This is a genomic window from Bariatricus sp. SGI.161 (genome assembly GCF_050313695.1).
GTDB lineage: Bacteria > Bacillota > Clostridia > Lachnospirales > Lachnospiraceae > JAFBIX01.
Genome location: NZ_JBNPLX010000012.1, coordinates 55,854 through 72,659 on the forward strand (window position 1 = coordinate 55,854; position 16,806 = coordinate 72,659).

The 16,806-nt window shown below is 39.6% G+C and carries 19 protein-coding genes and 1 pseudogene; 1 reads left to right on the forward strand and 19 read right to left on the reverse strand.

Annotated elements, in window-relative coordinates:
- Window positions 1-115: 115 nt before the first annotated feature.
- The 8 genes from ACQRBH_RS08905 to ACQRBH_RS08940 form a co-directional block, all read right to left on the reverse strand.
- A complete protein-coding gene (locus tag ACQRBH_RS08905; RefSeq protein WP_427761412.1) occupies window positions 116-559 on the reverse strand; it encodes a hypothetical protein in 444 nt (147 codons plus the stop codon).
- Window positions 546-869 carry a hypothetical protein gene (locus ACQRBH_RS08910; protein WP_427761413.1) on the reverse strand — a complete coding sequence of 108 codons (324 nt, stop codon included), beginning with the start codon at window positions 867-869 and terminating at the stop codon, window positions 546-548. The genes ACQRBH_RS08905 and ACQRBH_RS08910 overlap by 14 nt, the downstream gene beginning before the upstream one ends.
- Window positions 870-881: 12 nt before the next feature.
- Entirely contained in the window at window positions 882-1,103 is a 222-nt protein-coding gene (locus ACQRBH_RS08915; protein ID WP_154322120.1) for a DUF5348 domain-containing protein, read from the reverse strand.
- A gap of 49 nt (window positions 1,104-1,152) precedes the next feature.
- Window positions 1,153-1,812 carry a recombinase family protein gene (locus ACQRBH_RS08920; protein ID WP_427761414.1) on the reverse strand — a complete coding sequence of 220 codons (660 nt, stop codon included), beginning with the start codon at window positions 1,810-1,812 and terminating at the stop codon, window positions 1,153-1,155.
- Between the two features lie 226 nt (window positions 1,813-2,038).
- Window positions 2,039-2,356, reverse strand: coding sequence for a winged helix-turn-helix domain-containing protein (locus ACQRBH_RS08925; RefSeq protein WP_154322118.1), 318 nt, complete (start codon window positions 2,354-2,356; stop codon window positions 2,039-2,041).
- Window positions 2,357-2,450: 94 nt separating this feature from the next.
- Window positions 2,451-2,873, reverse strand: a complete 423-nt coding sequence (locus ACQRBH_RS08930; RefSeq protein ID WP_154322117.1) for a flavodoxin — start codon at window positions 2,871-2,873, stop codon at window positions 2,451-2,453.
- Window positions 2,874-2,901: 28 nt separating this feature from the next.
- Entirely contained in the window at window positions 2,902-3,453 is a 552-nt protein-coding gene (locus ACQRBH_RS08935) for a DUF3793 family protein (RefSeq protein ID WP_154322116.1), read from the reverse strand.
- Window positions 3,438-3,743: a DUF2325 domain-containing protein gene (locus ACQRBH_RS08940; RefSeq protein ID WP_427761415.1), complete on the reverse strand. Its 306-nt coding sequence runs from the start codon at window positions 3,741-3,743 to the stop codon at window positions 3,438-3,440. Before ACQRBH_RS08940 ends, ACQRBH_RS08935 begins: the two co-directional genes overlap by 16 nt.
- A 342-nt stretch (window positions 3,744-4,085) precedes the next feature.
- Here ACQRBH_RS08940 and ACQRBH_RS08945 point away from each other — a divergent pair.
- Window positions 4,086-4,388, forward strand: a pseudogene (locus tag ACQRBH_RS08945) (metal-dependent transcriptional regulator); the annotation flags it as partial.
- Window positions 4,389-4,495: 107 nt separating this feature from the next.
- On the opposite strand, the gene eno reads toward ACQRBH_RS08945, so the two are convergent.
- The 11 genes from eno to ACQRBH_RS09000 form a co-directional block, all read right to left on the reverse strand.
- A complete protein-coding gene (eno, locus tag ACQRBH_RS08950) occupies window positions 4,496-5,788 on the reverse strand; it encodes a phosphopyruvate hydratase (protein WP_427761416.1) in 1,293 nt (430 codons plus the stop codon).
- Window positions 5,789-6,795: 1,007 nt separating this feature from the next.
- Complete coding sequence (locus ACQRBH_RS08955; protein WP_427761417.1) at window positions 6,796-7,293, reverse strand: alpha/beta fold hydrolase; 498 nt, start codon at window positions 7,291-7,293, stop codon at window positions 6,796-6,798.
- 1 nt (window position 7,294) lies between these two features.
- Window positions 7,295-7,786: a methyltransferase family protein gene (locus ACQRBH_RS08960; protein ID WP_427761418.1), complete on the reverse strand. Its 492-nt coding sequence runs from the start codon at window positions 7,784-7,786 to the stop codon at window positions 7,295-7,297.
- 80 nt (window positions 7,787-7,866) lie between these two features.
- Entirely contained in the window at window positions 7,867-8,514 is a 648-nt protein-coding gene (locus ACQRBH_RS08965; RefSeq protein ID WP_427761419.1) for a class I SAM-dependent methyltransferase, read from the reverse strand.
- A gap of 33 nt (window positions 8,515-8,547) precedes the next feature.
- Entirely contained in the window at window positions 8,548-9,165 is a 618-nt protein-coding gene (locus ACQRBH_RS08970; RefSeq protein ID WP_427761420.1) for a class I SAM-dependent methyltransferase, read from the reverse strand.
- Between the two features lie 162 nt (window positions 9,166-9,327).
- Window positions 9,328-11,079: an ABC transporter ATP-binding protein gene (locus ACQRBH_RS08975; RefSeq protein ID WP_427761421.1), complete on the reverse strand. Its 1,752-nt coding sequence runs from the start codon at window positions 11,077-11,079 to the stop codon at window positions 9,328-9,330.
- The gene (locus ACQRBH_RS08980) at window positions 11,072-12,829 is read right to left on the reverse strand and encodes an ABC transporter ATP-binding protein (protein WP_427761422.1); all 1,758 of its coding nucleotides are present in this window, start codon (window positions 12,827-12,829) and stop codon (window positions 11,072-11,074) included. The genes ACQRBH_RS08975 and ACQRBH_RS08980 overlap by 8 nt, the downstream gene beginning before the upstream one ends.
- A 306-nt stretch (window positions 12,830-13,135) precedes the next feature.
- Window positions 13,136-13,771 (reverse strand): TetR/AcrR family transcriptional regulator, encoded by a 636-nt coding sequence (locus ACQRBH_RS08985; RefSeq protein ID WP_427761423.1) that lies wholly within the window; start codon window positions 13,769-13,771, stop codon window positions 13,136-13,138.
- A gap of 199 nt (window positions 13,772-13,970) precedes the next feature.
- The gene (locus ACQRBH_RS08990) at window positions 13,971-14,228 is read right to left on the reverse strand and encodes a hypothetical protein (protein ID WP_427761424.1); all 258 of its coding nucleotides are present in this window, start codon (window positions 14,226-14,228) and stop codon (window positions 13,971-13,973) included.
- Between the two features lie 110 nt (window positions 14,229-14,338).
- The gene (locus ACQRBH_RS08995) at window positions 14,339-15,157 is read right to left on the reverse strand and encodes a class I SAM-dependent methyltransferase (RefSeq protein ID WP_427761425.1); all 819 of its coding nucleotides are present in this window, start codon (window positions 15,155-15,157) and stop codon (window positions 14,339-14,341) included.
- 189 nt (window positions 15,158-15,346) lie between these two features.
- Complete coding sequence (locus ACQRBH_RS09000; protein ID WP_427761426.1) at window positions 15,347-16,804, reverse strand: ABC transporter ATP-binding protein; 1,458 nt, start codon at window positions 16,802-16,804, stop codon at window positions 15,347-15,349.
- Between the last annotated feature and the right edge of the window lie 2 nt (window positions 16,805-16,806).

A 16,806-nucleotide genomic window follows, 5' to 3' on the forward strand; every position in this document is an offset into this window, starting at 1 on the left:
TTATCAATCTTATTTTAACGCCATAAACCATCACAATAAATCGTCTGCTCTCATACCACACATTCAAAAAGGCCACCCATTACAGGGCAGCCAAATTATAATGATTCTACAATATTTACATTATTTTCTTTCCCACAGTTCTCTTGTAACTCACAATGTAAAGTAATTTCATGTTAGGATCACTGAACTGTCTTTTAATCTTAGTCATATAATACTGATAATCCCTGCTAAAAAATCTGCCTTGACGCTCCACTAATTGTTCTGCAATCCTCCCTGTTTCTTCTGAAATCAACGGGTAATCCTCATATTTACCAGTCTTCAATGATTTTTTATGAATCTTTCTAACAACTATCTCGGAGGGTTTCAGATCATAAATATCACGCATTCTTAATCCAGTTTCTGCAGCAATCCGCAGAAAAAAGATGCTTTCTAAATCATTTTTCTCATACAGTTTTTGTAAAGCCACTGTATACTGTTCCTGGACCTCTTGAACCGCTAGCGGTATTCGCTTATTCATTGGCCTGTTTCCACATGATTTTCTGTTATTATTGTAGTACATTCACATTTTCCTCCAGTCGTTTCAACGGTTTCAAAAGAGACTCTGCATTACTGATAAACGGTTCCTTTGTTCGTTCCGTTATATAGATTTCCCATAATTTTTTATGTATCTCTCTTACAGTAATTCCATTGCACTGATTCTCTAACATCTTCAGAAATGGAAAAAGCATCGTTTTTTGAATATCCTTTCCTTCAAGTACATGATGTTCTTCCTGTCCGTACACCTCATATAGACATTCCAATATAATATTCATATCTGTCACAAACTTTATCATTGGTTTTTCATACTTCCTTTTCTGCACGGCTGCCATCTGAAACTCCTTTCACATGCGGACTGTTAATCCATCAAGCCTTTTCAGCGGCAGTCCCACCAGATACCAGTCTTCATCCATTTCAATCCGGACCGGCACCCAGACATCATTAATTTTCACTTCAAAACACTCTCCACAATGCAGACCGCCATAATATGATTCCATTCCAAATCGGATATCATAACGTCCACTTTCCTTGTCATAAAAAAGATTACCTTCTCGTTTTTCGCTCATTCTATTATTCCTCCTGAAAAATTATCTTTTATACTTAGTAATAGTGACGTTAATCTGGTGATTGCAAAATCTCAGGATGTTTTTCTAAATATTTTTTTCGGTAGCGATAAAACGTCGTGTGGGATAATCCCAATTCTTTCCGAAGCTCTGTCGGTGTAATCTCTCCGGCAATTACTTTTGAAAATGCTGCATCAAACGCATCTTCCCCGATTGCTGCAGGTCTTCCATAATCATCCCATTCCCCACGGAGCTTCTTCATTTCTATGCCTTCTCTCTGGCGCTTTTCTTTTTTCTCAATTTCTGCCTGTGCCATAGAAGCATAAAGTTCCAGCATCATATTATTGATGGTTTCCATCATAAGACAAGCCATGGTGTTATCCATTTTTGATATGTCCATCAATGTAGTCGGCAGTTCCAGAACCATCAGCCGCACGCCCATTCCCTGCAGTCGTCGGATCTGCTCCATGGTATCTTTCTTATTCCTGCCCAATCGATCCAATTCCGTAATAATCAAAATATCTCCTGAACGCAGAACATCTTCTACCAGAACAGTGTATCTTGGTCTGTTGAAATTCTTCCCTGTCTGCTGATCCGTATAGATATTTTTCAACTCCATTTTGTGTTCCTTGCAGTATTGCCGTATCTCCTGAATTCCCCTGTCAAGATGCTGCTCCCTGGTGCTGGTCCTGTGATAACCATATATAGCCATTTTGCGCTCTCCCTTCTGCGAATGTTCCAAAATGTAGGCATTTCTTCTGGAATATTCCAAAAGGATTTATCCATACATTTCGGTACATAATTCACGTCTCTTTTTCCATATTCCAAATTGTACACTTTTTGAAATATGCTCTACTTACTCTGTACGTAGCAAAACAGCGAAACGCAACCCACAGAAAAAGAAATATCCCAGAAGATTTTCTCCTCTGGGATTATGCTTATGTAACCAACTTATATCCTCGGTTTACAACCGTCTGAATTATCTCCGGACAATTCAGTTTCTTTCTGATCTGGCAAATTATATTATATACAACATGTTCACAATTCAGCATATCCTCTTTCCAAACAGCCTGATATATTTGTTCTGTTGACAATACCCATCCTGGATGTTTTGCAAGAAGAAGGAGAACATCAAATTCTTTCGGATAGAGAAAAATTTCTTTTCCTGATAATCTGACAACATAACACTGAGGATCAATTTGTAAATCTCCTTGTTGAATCATAGGCACTCGTTCTATATTTATTCCAACTTTCATACACCCCCTAGTAACTTTTATTTTAGAGATAAATGGTATCAAACAGCATATTATTTCAATCTCAATCCATAGTTATTGTCAGAAAACATATCTTTTAATTCAATGCTACTCCAAGCTCTTTGCATGCACTCAGTCCTTCTTCATCCGGAGTTTCATTACATATCACACTGTCGCATACAAGTTCGGCTCCTGCACTTCTACATGTTTCCTCCCAGTTACGCATCCATTCACCGTCACCCCATCCATAGGAACCGAAGAGTGCAATCTTTTTCCCTGACAGCTTCGTTTCGCAGGCATCAAACAACGGTTGAAACTCATCCTCCTCAAGTACTTCTGCTCCCATTGCCGGGCAGCCAAATGCAACTGCATCATAAGAATCCATCATAGATGCATCAAATTCTGAAACCTGAAATAAGGCTGCATCTGCCCCTTTTTCCTTTGCACCCTCCAGAACTGCTGAAGCCATCTGCTCTGTATTTCCAGTTCCACTCCAATAAACTACTGCTATTTTACTCATTTTTTTACCAACCTTTCTGTTTTCTATATCAAACAGCTACTGTGAGCTGTTCAATGCTTTTTCCATTTGCCCATTGAGTGCAATATACACTTGTACATTTTCTATACCGTTCAAACTGCTTTTTCGCATCTTGCTCATTACCATATACTTTCCAACATCCGATACATTTATATCCTTCAGCCCTGTTTTCAATAAATCCTTTTACATCTTCTGATGGATACCCTAAAAACAGGCCTATCTCGTGTGGAAATTCTTCCGCTTCATTTAGTCGTCTGCTCAATTGAGCAATACATTTTCCCAGATCCTCTACGGAATATCCGTATTCTTCTAAAAGATCTGAGGTCTCCTTTACAGCAAAATCCTGTTTCAGCTTACCAGGTCTGTAAATATAAAGAAGAACTCTTTCTTCTGATAGGCGTAAAGGAATAATACGAACTCCTTTTGGCACAAGCCTGCGATTCAAAGAACGCAGGGTATCCAATAATTCTTTCTTGCCCGAGTAAGGGCAATTAAAAAGATTACCCGTTTTCAATCCGGCAAGTGTAGGGGAACCATGGCGAATAATCATTTCATCGGACATACCATTTCCTCCTGTTTTGCGTTTTCTTCCAATATATTTTTCAATGCCGACAAGGAACTTGTATGTGATCGTACAACCTTTACATCCTGTCCTTTCGTCTCAGATAATGCATTACGCACCATTTTATGAGATACTGTACCTGTAAAAAGTACAAGCAGATCCGGATTGCCGATTCCTTTCAGGCTGCTGTTCTGCTTTGGATATACCTTTGCATCACATCGATATTCCCGACACAAGTTCTTATACTGACGCACCATACATTCATTTCCACCAATAATTACTACGCTCATAAGCATTCCTCCTTTCATTAGCTTCGACTAACCGACTATTTTAAATAAAACGCCTTCCAAGGCGTACTCATTTCCTTTCATCTCCTTTTGGGGTTAGTTTTTTCTAACTATCTGTATGATATCCAATTTTCTTTGTATCGTCAACGATTTTTGTTTATATTGAAAAATCTTATCTTCTAGAAAAAAGCAGATTGCTTTGCTGCCAACAATCCACTTTTCTCTCCTATTCCAAATTTTTCAATGCTTCTTCCTATTCTCGCCCAATTAATTTTGCCATCAATGTCAATATTATCAACGCTTTTGTGCTATCACATTGCATAGCGGTTGAAATTCTTCCACTAAATCAGAGGACAGGTTCGTTCAATAGATATTGCAAATGAAATGAATTTCACAAAACCAAGTGTCAGTGTTGCCATGAAGAACCTTCGAGAAAAAGGATACATAACGATGGACAGCACCGGATACATCACGCTGACCGAAGCAGGCAGGCAACGCGCCGAAGATGTATTAGAACGGCATACTATACTTGCTGATTTACTAATGCATATCGGCGTAAGTAAAGAAACCGCTTTGGCTGATGCCTGTAAAGTCGAACACGATTTGAGCGAGGAAAGCTTTGAAGCAATTAAACAAGTGCTCCGTTCCTTAAAATTTTCATCCGACAACAGTTACCTCAAGCAAAAAGGAACCCAAATTGGATCCCTCTTCGCTTGTATGTTTTGTATGTGGTTTATCAAAAATAGGTTATTGTCTTATTTCACATTGAATGCACTATCACCAGGATAAACAGCATTTTCGCCAAGTTCTTCCTCAATACGTAGCAATTGATTATATTTTGCCACTCTCTCACTTCGACTGGGCGCGCCTGTTTTTATCTGGCAAGTGTTGAGTGCCACCGCTAAATCTGCAATAGTAGTGTCTTCTGTCTCTCCAGATCTGTGGGACGCAATTGCAGTATAACCGGCTTTATGTGCCATCTTAATCGCTTCCAGTGTTTCCGATACAGAACCGATTTGGTTTAATTTTATCAAAATAGAATTACCGCAACCAAGTTTTATTCCTTTTGCAAGTCGTTCCGTATTTGTAACGAATAAATCATCTCCTACAAGCTGGATTTTATCTCCCAGTTCTTTAGTTAGTAACTGCCAGCCTTCCCAATCTTCCTCATCCAGTGCGTCTTCAATGGATATAATCGGATATTTCTCCACCAATGCTTTCCAATGCGCAATCAGAGATTCCGAAGTAAAATGTGTTCCCGCTTTCGGAAGTATGTACTCTCCCTTTTTCTCTCCCTTCCACTCACTGGAAGCTGCGTCCATGGCCAATTTAAAATCTTTTCCCGGCGTATATCCCGCTCTTTCAATTGCCTTTAAAATATATTCTATTGCTTCCTCATCGCTTGAAAGATTTGGTGCAAAACCGCCTTCATCACCAACAGATGTGGCAAGCCCCTGTTCTTTTAAAAGTCCAGCCAGTGAATGGAATACCTCTGCACACCATCTTAGTGCCTCTTTGAAACTAGATGCTCCTACCGGCATGATCATAAACTCTTGTACATCTACGGTGTTCGCTGCATGGGCACCTCCATTTAAAATATTCATCATAGGAACCGGCAGTCGATTTCCTGAAACACCTCCCAAAAAGCGATATAATGGAACTCCCAGAGAAAGAGCTGCCGCTTTGGAAGTGGCAATTGACACTGCCAAAATAGCATTTGCTCCCAAGTTCGATTTGTCTTTTGTACCGTCAGCCTTTATCATAGCTTGATCAACCGAATAAATATCAGACGCATCCATTCCGATAAGTGTATTGCAGATGACTGTATTTATATTTTCTACTGCTCTTGTTACACCTTTTCCCAAATATCTCGTTTGATCTTGATCTCGAAGTTCCAACGCTTCAAATTCTCCCGTGGATGCTCCGCTAGGCGCCGTTCCTCTTCCTACGGTACCATCCTCAAGCGTTACCTCTGCTTCTACTGTAGGATTCCCTCTAGAGTCAAGTATTTCTCTTCCAATTACTTTTTTAATCTTCAAATCACTCACGTATCGATTGCTCCTTTCTTTTTCCACAGAATTCTTTGTTCGGGATATTCCTCCCGGAAGGGGAGTTAATCCTTCCGGTTAGAGCAGTCTCAGCAGCACCGCTCAATGAGGAGTCCACATGATTTACTCACAAAGAAGTTAGTTATTTCTAACTACAAATTATAGTATCAATTTTCTTTTGGTTCGTCAACCAAAAAACAGCGTGTAAATTGAGAGTATTTCTCACTATGTCAAAAATCCTTGTATTATCAAACACATAGGACACATAAGCCATGTAACCAACTAGATAAATTGAAATTATGCATTTAACTTTTGGTTAAATAGCTCAGAAAAACGTACATATCCACGCACTTACAGCACAAATGAGAATATAAATAACAAAATGTATCATATGTTCCTTCTTGTTATACCCAAACATATGTGGTCTCACTATGCCTTTAACCTCTGGATAAAAATAGGAAAAGAAGTTTGAGTGACAGAGCAGCACCCAATCAAAAAAGACAATATCATAATTTCCATGATAAGCAAAATACTTGCAAACTGCAAAAAGCTTGGAATAAATCCCCGCGTTCCATTAATTGCAAATACGCATATCGCCGTGTAACCAAAATAAGTAACAAGACCGATTGTCTTGAATTTCTTTGCTGTATTACTTATATTTTCCTGCGTTGTCATTCCAAGCTCAATTGCTCTGTTTTACACATCTTTCCCATATAAATGAACCATATTGACGGCGCCGTTTCGAATACCTGACAAACATAACAGATACAATAATAGGCATAATCCTAATCCTTCAATTACTACTGCCATTTTCTATTTTCCTTCCTCGTATCATTTCCGCATATTTCTCCGGGTTATCATCCAAATAATTCAAGTGTCCATATCTCTCTTTAATAATTATTTCCGTATTCGGAGATACTTTCTTCAGATGTTTTATATTATCCTGATTGTGCTTTTCTTTTCCCCCATAAAGAACCATCGTACCAGACGGAAGTCCCTCGGAAATTTCAAGAGAAACAAAGTCTTTCACAGTCCATATTTCGAGCGCATCTTGTCATCTGTCTTGCCCAATAACGGGAATATGTACAACGCAAGAAATCAATATTACATCTGGATATCATCATAAACACATAAAACTGCACACTAAGAATCAGCCGCTCTTTTTCACCGATTCTGTAACTTTTCAACCCGTCAAGTATCAATCTGTCTGTTTTAATGTTTCCTCTATTCAAGAGTAACACTGCAAGCTGTGCGCCAATTGATGTTCCAAGTACCACATCAAAATCATCTAATCCCTTTGCAACTAGTCCTTTCTCTATTTTTTTAATCTCCTGTTCAAAGCTAATAAATTTAGTGCCTTTATCATGTGCATCATACGTCACAGCCACAACACAAAATTCCGGAAGGTACTTTGACAATGGAACAAAACATTCGCTATTCATAAATAATCCCGGGAGACAAAGCAATTTCTTAGTTTTATCTTTATGTAAAGTATAAATTTTCATTCTATTTTCTCCTCCTTGGAAAAGGAATGCAACGATTTACCCGCCTGCAATATTCTTTATATTCTTCTCCGTATAATTCATACAACCATTTTTCTTCTGTATTTTTCATCAAAATTGTCATGAATATCCAGTATATCAATGGCAAAATCAGCAGGATTAGATTATTTGCCATAAACAGTGTTCCGGTGCACAGCAACATAATGCCGGAATAACAGGGATTACGTACCCACGCATAAATTCCGTCTGTGCAGAGTTTATTCCGTGTAATGTATTTGTCAATGCGGAAAGCAGCACTGTACCACACCCAAAATCCAAACAGGGCAATCACTATGCCAAGGATAACAAATGGAATTTTCAAAAAAGATACTTTTCCTAAATTCAACAATCCATTTAGCGATAGTACTATTCCAAGCACCGTAATCAATATAATTGAGACACCGTAAATTGGTCCCACACCATAAATCGGTAGATGCTCTCTTTTCTTTTTTTTCAAATATATTCACTCCTTCCATTTTGAGAAAAACAATACAATCAGCCAAGCAACGATTACCACTCCCTATTTATATCTGTCATTTATACAGATTTTCTCATAACGCTATGTAATCTAAATCCTTTCCTCTGTTCAAACAGTTCCAATTTCAATCCGGATTCCTGACAGAACCGTTCAAAGTCCTTTCGTCCATAGCAGGCAACATCCCCTTTTCCCATCAAATGCACTAACGGTATTTCCACCGCATTGATTAATTTCAGCATTATCGGCCCCGCTGTCATATCACGGATGATCAAACGTCCGCCCGGCCTGAGCACCCTTTCGCAGCTTCTGAAAAAATCCACAGGATGAGGATAATGATGAAAACTCATGGAACAGGTTATTGCATCAAATGAATTATCTTTAAATGGTAAGTTCTCACAATCACCACAGACAAATACTGCATTTTCCGTCTTCTTTGCTGAAGCAACCTCTATCATCTTAGGTGAAAGATCTATTCCCGTATAATGCTTTTCCGGATACTTTTCTGCTAGTAATGCAATTACCGCACCGGTTCCGCAACCTGCATCCAAAACATCTGTAAACTCCTCTTTTTCCAGTTCCGCAAGTATGTCCGGGTAATCCTTGCGGCATAGATTATATACACTGGGATCATCATTATCAAATTGTTCTGCTGCCTTTTCAAACTCCTTCAATGTCATCGATTTTAATTCTGTTGCCGATTTCGCCATAATTATTCTATCTCCTTTTTCATACTGAACCATTCATCGTTTTTGTGCTATCACATTGCATAGCGGTTGAAAGCCTTCCTCGATTAAGGAATGCTTTTGAATACTAAATCCTTTCTCTGAAATAAAGGAAATCAATTCTCCTTCATCCCATTTATGATAGGTTTTAAACCCTGTAAGCTTTAAGATTTTCATGCGGATCCCCGTTTTTCCGTCAGGCAGCGATACAAAAGTTGGTGCAAACAGATACCCCTGGTCTTTTAGTACCCTATGTATTTCTCTCAGTGCTTTTTCCGGCTCCGGCATAATATGCAGAGCATTGGCTATCATGACTGCATCAAAGCTGCTATCCGCATAGGGAAGATTCGTCGCATCCTGCACAGAAAAATAAAGTTTCTTTGATGCCGACTTTTTCTTTGCTTCCGCAATCATCTGCTCCGAAAAATCAGTTGCTTCCCAATGAGCAGTCTTGGGTGCTAGGGGAAATGATAATTGTCCGGTTCCACAAGCCAGTTCCAACACTGTCATTTTACGGTTCAAAATCGGTTCTACTTCCCTGCAGATTGCCTCATACATTTTTTTATTATTCTTCATGAACGGTGTATAAAATCCCGCCATTTTCTGCCAGTATTCAATATTATTGTCCTGCATCATGCATCATCCTTTTTGTTAGTTTATTCTAACCCATTATACCACCTTGCTATATGAAATTCCAAAATTGATTTGATAATATTTATCATTAAAATGAGCCGGGAGTGTTATTTCTCAGCTCATTTTATTACAGGCAAGAGAAAACAATATAGATAAATATCTGTTTTACAGCTTCCAACTTGCTGCCAGCTCTCTTGACTCCACAAAACGCTTATAAATTCCTTCCTGTTGCATAAGTTCCTCATGCCTTCCCTGCTGCACGATTCTTCCCTGGTCGAGCACCAGAATCCGGTCCGCATTCCGTACCGTTTTCAGTCTGTGAGCTATCATAAAGATGGTCTTTTCTTTCATCAATGCATCAATGGCTTCCATCAATTCCTTTTCATTCTCCGGGTCCACATTTGCTGTAGCCTCATCCATAATGATTATAGGGGCATCCTTCATGATTGCTCTGGCAATACTGATTCTTTGCTTTTCACCTCCGGAAAGACTTGCTCCGCCCTCTCCAATCACAGTTTCATATCCATCCGGAAGCGCCATGATAAAGTCATGACAGCAGGCTTTCTTTGCCGCTTCTATCACTTTTTCCATAGGCGCATCTTCCTGTCCGAATCGGATATTATTGGCAATGGTATCCTGAAACAGATACACATTTTGGAATACGAAACTAAAATTCTTCATTAAGCTGTCCATACTGTAACTTCGCACATCTTCCCCGCCAAGGGTAATATTTCCTTTATCCACATCCCAGAATCTTGCAATCAAGTGGCAGAGCGTTGTCTTTCCGCCACCACTTGGTCCTACAATTGCCGTTGTAGTTCTCTCAGGAATATGTACGGACACACCATCAATAATCTTTGACTTCTTTCCTACGGAATCTTTATCATAGTAAAAATCTACATGATTAATATCTACATCATAATTCTTTGGCGTAATGTCTTTTCCTTCAATATCCATCTCCGGTAAATCAAGGATTGCCTGTGCTTTATCCACGCCCATATCTACTGCTCGTAAAAGAGATGAATAATTTCCTGCAGTTCCTAAACTGTCCAACACTAAGAAGGAACAGATGATCATACCGACACAATTTAAAAGTTCCATACTTCCCTGCATATAAAAATAAATAGATAACAAGGTCATCACTACCCCTGTCAGCTTGATAATGCCACCTTCAATCTGCATCAGCGGCACAAATGCCAATTCCATTTTCGTATTGATACTGCGGTTTTCATCAATGGCCTTATTCAGTTTCTTAGAAGTTCTTCCGGTCAGGTTATATCCGCGCACCTCCGAGATTCCCTGTACATACTCCAGCACTTTTTCTACCACATCGGTATCGGATGCTATCTTAATCGGCGCAAGCTTCTGACTTCTTTTCTGTAAAACACTGTTTAATCCGAAAAATAGCAGAATTCCGACAACCGCAACAAGACCAATTCTCCAGTCGAAGCAGAGAACCATAGCTGTAATAACAAGTGTGGTCAAAATTCCCTGGGTTGTCATCATGACAACTCCTGTAGCAACGTCTGCAAGTTGCTCCATGGTATTCGTGGTGACGCTTGTAATCTGACCAAGGCTGTTCTGATTGAAATAACCCATGGGCAGGTAACGCATATGCTCAGCTATTTCAACACGTTTACCGGCTGCGGTATAATACCCCGCTTCGCACTGCAACATTGTAATATAGTATTTAATAATGGAACCAATAACCACACTAAGCAATAAGATGCCAAAGCACTGCCAAAGGAGTACAGAAGTCACCTTATTTTCAATAATTCCGTTAAGTAAAAGCATAATTGCCGGAATTTTCACAGCTTCCATCAGCGCAAACAGCACGCCTAAAGCCAGTGATTTATAAAATTTTCCTTTATTGACCTTCCCGCAAAAATCAAAGAATTTTATAAATATCTTAAGCATATGCTTCACCTCCCATATCCTTTACTCCAATATGGGATTTCCACATCTTGGAATAAAGTTTTCCATTTTCCAGTAGTTGCTCATGGGTACCTTCTTCTGCAATTCTTCCATCCTCCACAACAAAAATCCTGTCTGCATCTGCGATAGTAGAGAGTCTGTGGGCAATTACAATTAAGGTCTTTCCCTGAACAAGCTTTGCCACGGAAGACTGAATCACTGCTTCATTTTCCGGATCTGTATAAGCGGTTGCTTCATCCAAAATCACAATCGGTGCATCCTTTAACATAGCTCTGGCAATAGAAATTCTCTGTCGTTCTCCGCCGGACAAATGTCCTCCGGCACTTCCCACCACGGTATCATAGCCGTGTTCCAGTCCCATGATAAAATCATGGCAGCCACTTTTCTTTGCAACCTCTTCCACCTGGGCATCCGTTGCATTTAAGTTACCCATACGGATATTTTCCCGAATGGTATCATCAAACAGATAATTATCCTGGGATACATATGCAACTTTCCGGTTGTATTCTTCCAAAGGCAGATTACGGATATCCACGCCACCAATTTTAGTACTTCCGTCCTTCACATCCCACAGAGATGCAATCAGTTTTGCAATCGTAGATTTTCCACTGCCGGAAGGTCCTACCAACGCATTGACAGTTCCTTCTTTTATCTGTAAATTCACACCGTGAAGTACTTGCTTTTCCTTGTATCCAAATATAACATTGTTAAGTGTAACCGAATAATCCTTCACAACTTCCTGAGCATTAGCAGGACGTTCCATTTCCTCCCAAGAGAGAATCCCTGCAACCTCTCCAACAATGGTACCGACTCTCGCAATAGCATCACCATAACTCATTGCAGTGATGATTGGGGAAACCAGACCTAAAGATAAAATCAGACACATAACAAGCTCTGCAAATGTAAGACTTCCGTTCATATAAAACATTCCACCAACAGGCACTACTGCTAAAGAAGTACAAGGTGCAAGTACCATGGCAATACAAAAGAATACGTTACATCTTCGCATCCACTCCACGTAACAATCAGCGCCTTCCTTTGCGGCAACCTCGAATTTTTCATAGGATTTCTGTGCCTTACCAAAAGCCTTAATCACCTCAATACCATTGATATACTCTACTGCTGTATCATTCAGTATCTTTGTTTTATTTACTGTATTCTGATAACTTTCTTCATAACCAAGCATCATTCCCATGTAAGCAAACAATCCAAGCACAAGAGTAACCAGAGAAACCAGTCCCATTCTCCAGTCGATAATCAGAAGATAGATAAACACCGTCAAAGGTGCCATGAGATTTGCCGTAAATTCCGGTAATACATGGGCCAACGTTGTTTCAATGCTGTCAACCCTCTCTACCATAATATTTTTCAAAGAGCCGGATGGTGTATCTTTTACCAATCCCAACGGAACTTTTGCCAACTTATCACATAACCTCTTTCGAATTGTGGCTAACACATGGAAGGTTGCTTTGTGGGAACAGGAAGTAGATATACCATGAAAGGTAACCCTGCCTATCCAAAATACCGCCATGATGATTCCATCCCTTAAATAGTACTGCCAGTCACGGTTCCCTCCAACCAGTTTTGTCACTATATCTCCCATAATGACATAGGGAATAATACTGCAGGCGACTCCGATGATGGCAAATATGACACTTGCAATGTACAGGCTCTTTTTCTCACCTGCGAATTCGGCAAGCCAACTCATCGTGCTTCTTTCCTTTTGTTTCATTGCGATTCCTCCTTGTTTTGCGGAGCAAAATGCGACTGCTTACAGGAGCAGAAGAATTTTCCTCCTTGTTTTAGTTAGTTTTTTCTAACCTACGATTTATTTTTAAGAGAAACCCAAAATGAGTTTCTCTTATTTGCTGTCTATTCAGAGCCATGCGAATTTATACAAATAAGACCGATTAAGCTTGCTTAAATAGGACTGATTTTATAAATTCATATGGCGAGAAGCCATTCATGAGCAAAAGGAAAGCCTCTTAGAGGCGGTTTTGCGAATGAGGCTCTGAATAGACTATTTACAAATCTATAATTATCCTCCGAACTTTACACCTAATAGCTGTTCCCACCCTGCAGTATGAAATTGTTGCAACTGCTGTATATACTCTTTTGCCTCTTCCTTTGGCATATCATGAACAATCGTTTCAAATACACCTGTAAAAAGCCCGCTGGAAACAATATGAATCAAGTTCTTGTTAATTGGTTTCACTTTGATTCCCATCTGTTTTAATGTTCCAATATACGCAAAAGAAGATTCCGTTTCTCGTAGTACCAGCTGATGAATAAAATCTACATATTTTGTTCCTTCTGCACAGAGAATAAGTAATTTAAATTCATCATGATGATCATACATATAGTTGACCATCTGAAACATCGCATCCTCAGATATATCCGTCATCTTCCTCGTTTGCTCTTCACCCGACAGCTTGTTAAAATTTCCAAGGGTTGTATCGAATAAACTTAAAACATGTTCTGCCTGTTCGCCTACCAATGCATCAAACAGTTCTTCCTTACTCTTATAATAGCCATAGAAAGCCCCTGTCGTCACCCCGGCTGACTTCACAATATTACGCAAAGAAGCTAATTGAAACCCTTTGTCCAGGAATTCCTGTTTCGCTGCTATATGAATTTTTTCCAGTGTGGATGTTACATTGTCCTGATTCACCATTTACCTCCAAATATAACAGTGTTATATAACGCAGTTATAAGCATAGCTTTGATATTAGGCATTGTCAAGATAGATAATTGAGTAAATTTATCAAGTATTAATCTCGCTTGCCCTGCTTATTCAACTGTAGCCTTTTCATCTGTCATCTCTGTTCTTCTCAAACAAATAAAACCAACTGCCCCATTTCTACAACCGGAACTTAAGCACTTAACCAGTTTATGATTTCCTCTTCAGATTTAGCAAATGCCTCCATGCATCCTTTTTTATGCTTGCCAAAGCTTTTATACATGAAACCGATAAGCGGAATCAACCGATATAGTTTCTTTTCCCGTTCTTTGTTGGGCATCATGCCTGTCAAGTGGCTCACGTTCGGACAAACAATCACTTTAAAGTCATGAGTATAATTCTTGCGTTCCAGATATGATTTCAACACATTCACGGAATATTCCGCAGCCATGCCTCATCTGCACTTCCTATAAATTCCGATTTATTGGTGCAAATATTATGCTGTCAATTATGAATCCAGTCTTCCCAAAAGTAGCTATCATTAGATTAGTTGCATCTAACTCAGTTGCCAGGCATATTCTTCTTTTCCATTACCAATATTTTATTGGACAGATTACGGATAAACGGTATTTTCCCAAGCACTTTATAAGCAGGAGAAAATACTTTCATCCCTTCGGTCAGACTCACATCTTTTTGATTGGTAAATTCCGGAATAAGCTTCTGCAGTTCTTTTCCGTTTTTTACTCCCCATGTAAATTTCGCCTGACTTCCCTGTATGGATTTTTCCTTTACATGAGCCGACACAAAGGGGGACATTGTTTCCACAAATACAGTAGCCTTCTCAAATTTTTCATAGACAATATGGAAAATCTGCTTCACATCCTCTTCCTGCAGATACATCGTGAGTCCCTCAACCACAACAAGAACCGGTTCATCGTGATAACAGATTTCTTCTGTATAGGAAGCGTCCGTGGCAGATTTTGCGATTTGGAATACAGGTCCGTCTTCTTTCAAAAAACGGTTCCTTATTTCGATAGTTTCCGGCAGATCAATATTGTACCAGTACTTATATTGTCCTTCCACGCGATAGCATCTTGTATCCATTCCGCAGGCGATATTCACCACAATCGTACCCGGATGACTGCTAAGAAACTCTTCAACCATGCCATCCAGCAGAATTGTCCGTGCGATTACTCCAGAACTCATCATACTGTCCTTATCTGCGTTGGAAAAATCATAGTCCAGCCGCGACACGATTTCCACTGCTGCTTTGTCATAAATATAGGGATGTTCTTTCTCTGATTCTTTTGCTCTTGCATACATTGTCTGGAGCATGGTCTCAGGTACACCACTCACAGATATTTTTTCTTTTTTATCCATTTCACTCTTCCTTTCATCATAACAAATGCTATGTTCTATCAAAAGAACCCACATTCATCCAATCTTTCGTATACCTTATCAAAAGCTCCTCGTGTTGCAGCTCATGCCTGAGTATATCTGGATTTATGAATTGCTGTGAAGAATCCGCACTGGTTAAGACCGGAACCTTCCAAAATTCCTGTTCCACTACTAATCGCAGGCAGGAAGGAAAAAATGTTCTATCATATCCGTCCCTTCCTGATTCAATTCGTAAAACTCTTGAACGCTTCCCTTCTCCAAATCAAGAATATGAGTACAACACCTTATAATGAGCTCCGGATCATGTGTCACAATGAATATAGTCTTTTGACCTTTTAGTGATGTGATTAACTTGGCTGTCTGTTCCATATGACAATAATCCAGTCCGCTGGTAGGCTCATCAAAAACAAGGATAGACTTATCTGCCAGAATTGCAGATGCAATGGCAACTCTTTGCTTTTGCCCTCCGGATAAGCTCATTGGATGACGCTCTGTAAGCCCCTCCAAATCAAGGCTTTTTAACACGTCAGACACGTTCTGGCAATTTTCGTCTGCCATTCCAAGCTGTACTTCTTCCTCAACAGACTCACAAAATAACTGATGATTTACATCCTGCATAACCATATAACATTGCTTCAACAATTGCTTACGATGCAGAATCTTTTCGCCAATCATCACCTTTCCTTTAAATTTCTTTTCCAATCCACACAGACAGCGCGAAAATGTAGATTTCCCGGCTCCGTTTTGACCTATTACGGCAATCACTGCACCCTCCTGCAACGAAATCTCAGGAATATTGATCGCATCTTCTTTTTCATAAGAAAAAGAAAAATCTCGAAGTACCATTTTCTCCACATTGCCAGGTACCGATTTTACATCTCTGTGTAGATTCATACGCAGAGTACGCAGTCCCATATCAGAAAGTGTTTCTTCTGAATAATTCTTAAACTCATCCATGGAAATATCAAGGACAATTTTTCCTGCTTTCATATAAACTACCCTGTCGCACAGTTCTGTCAGCCAATATAATCTATGTTCTGCTATCACAATGGTTTTACCCTCGGATTTCCAGAGCATTAGGGTCTTTTTCAAATCCTCTATGGCGTTTACATCCAGATTAGAGGTCGGTTCATCCAGCACAAATATGTCAGGATGAAGTGCAGATACGGATGCACAGGCAACTTTTTGTTTTTCTCCACCGGACAGATTAAAAATATCCCTGTCAAGTAATTGTTCCATATCCAATTCCCTGACTGTCTGTCTCATTCGCTCCCGTATTTCCTGTTCAGGTAATCCCATGTTCTCACATCCAAAAGCAATTTCACTGGTGGTATCGACGCAAAAGAACTGACTTCTTGGATTCTGAAAAACACTTCCTACTATTCTGGCCGTGTCATATAACTCTTCCTGCTTCACGTTCAAACCATTTACCAGTACATCTCCCTGAAGCTCTCCCTCGTAATAATGTGGAATCAGGCCATTCAAAAGACGAGTGATTGTTGTTTTTCCACAGCCGGATTCTCCACAGAGCAGAACACATTGTCCATCCGGAATCTGAAGTGACACATTTACCAGAGATGCCTCCTCTGTATTTGCATATTGAAAACAAATATTATTTAGCTCAATCATGA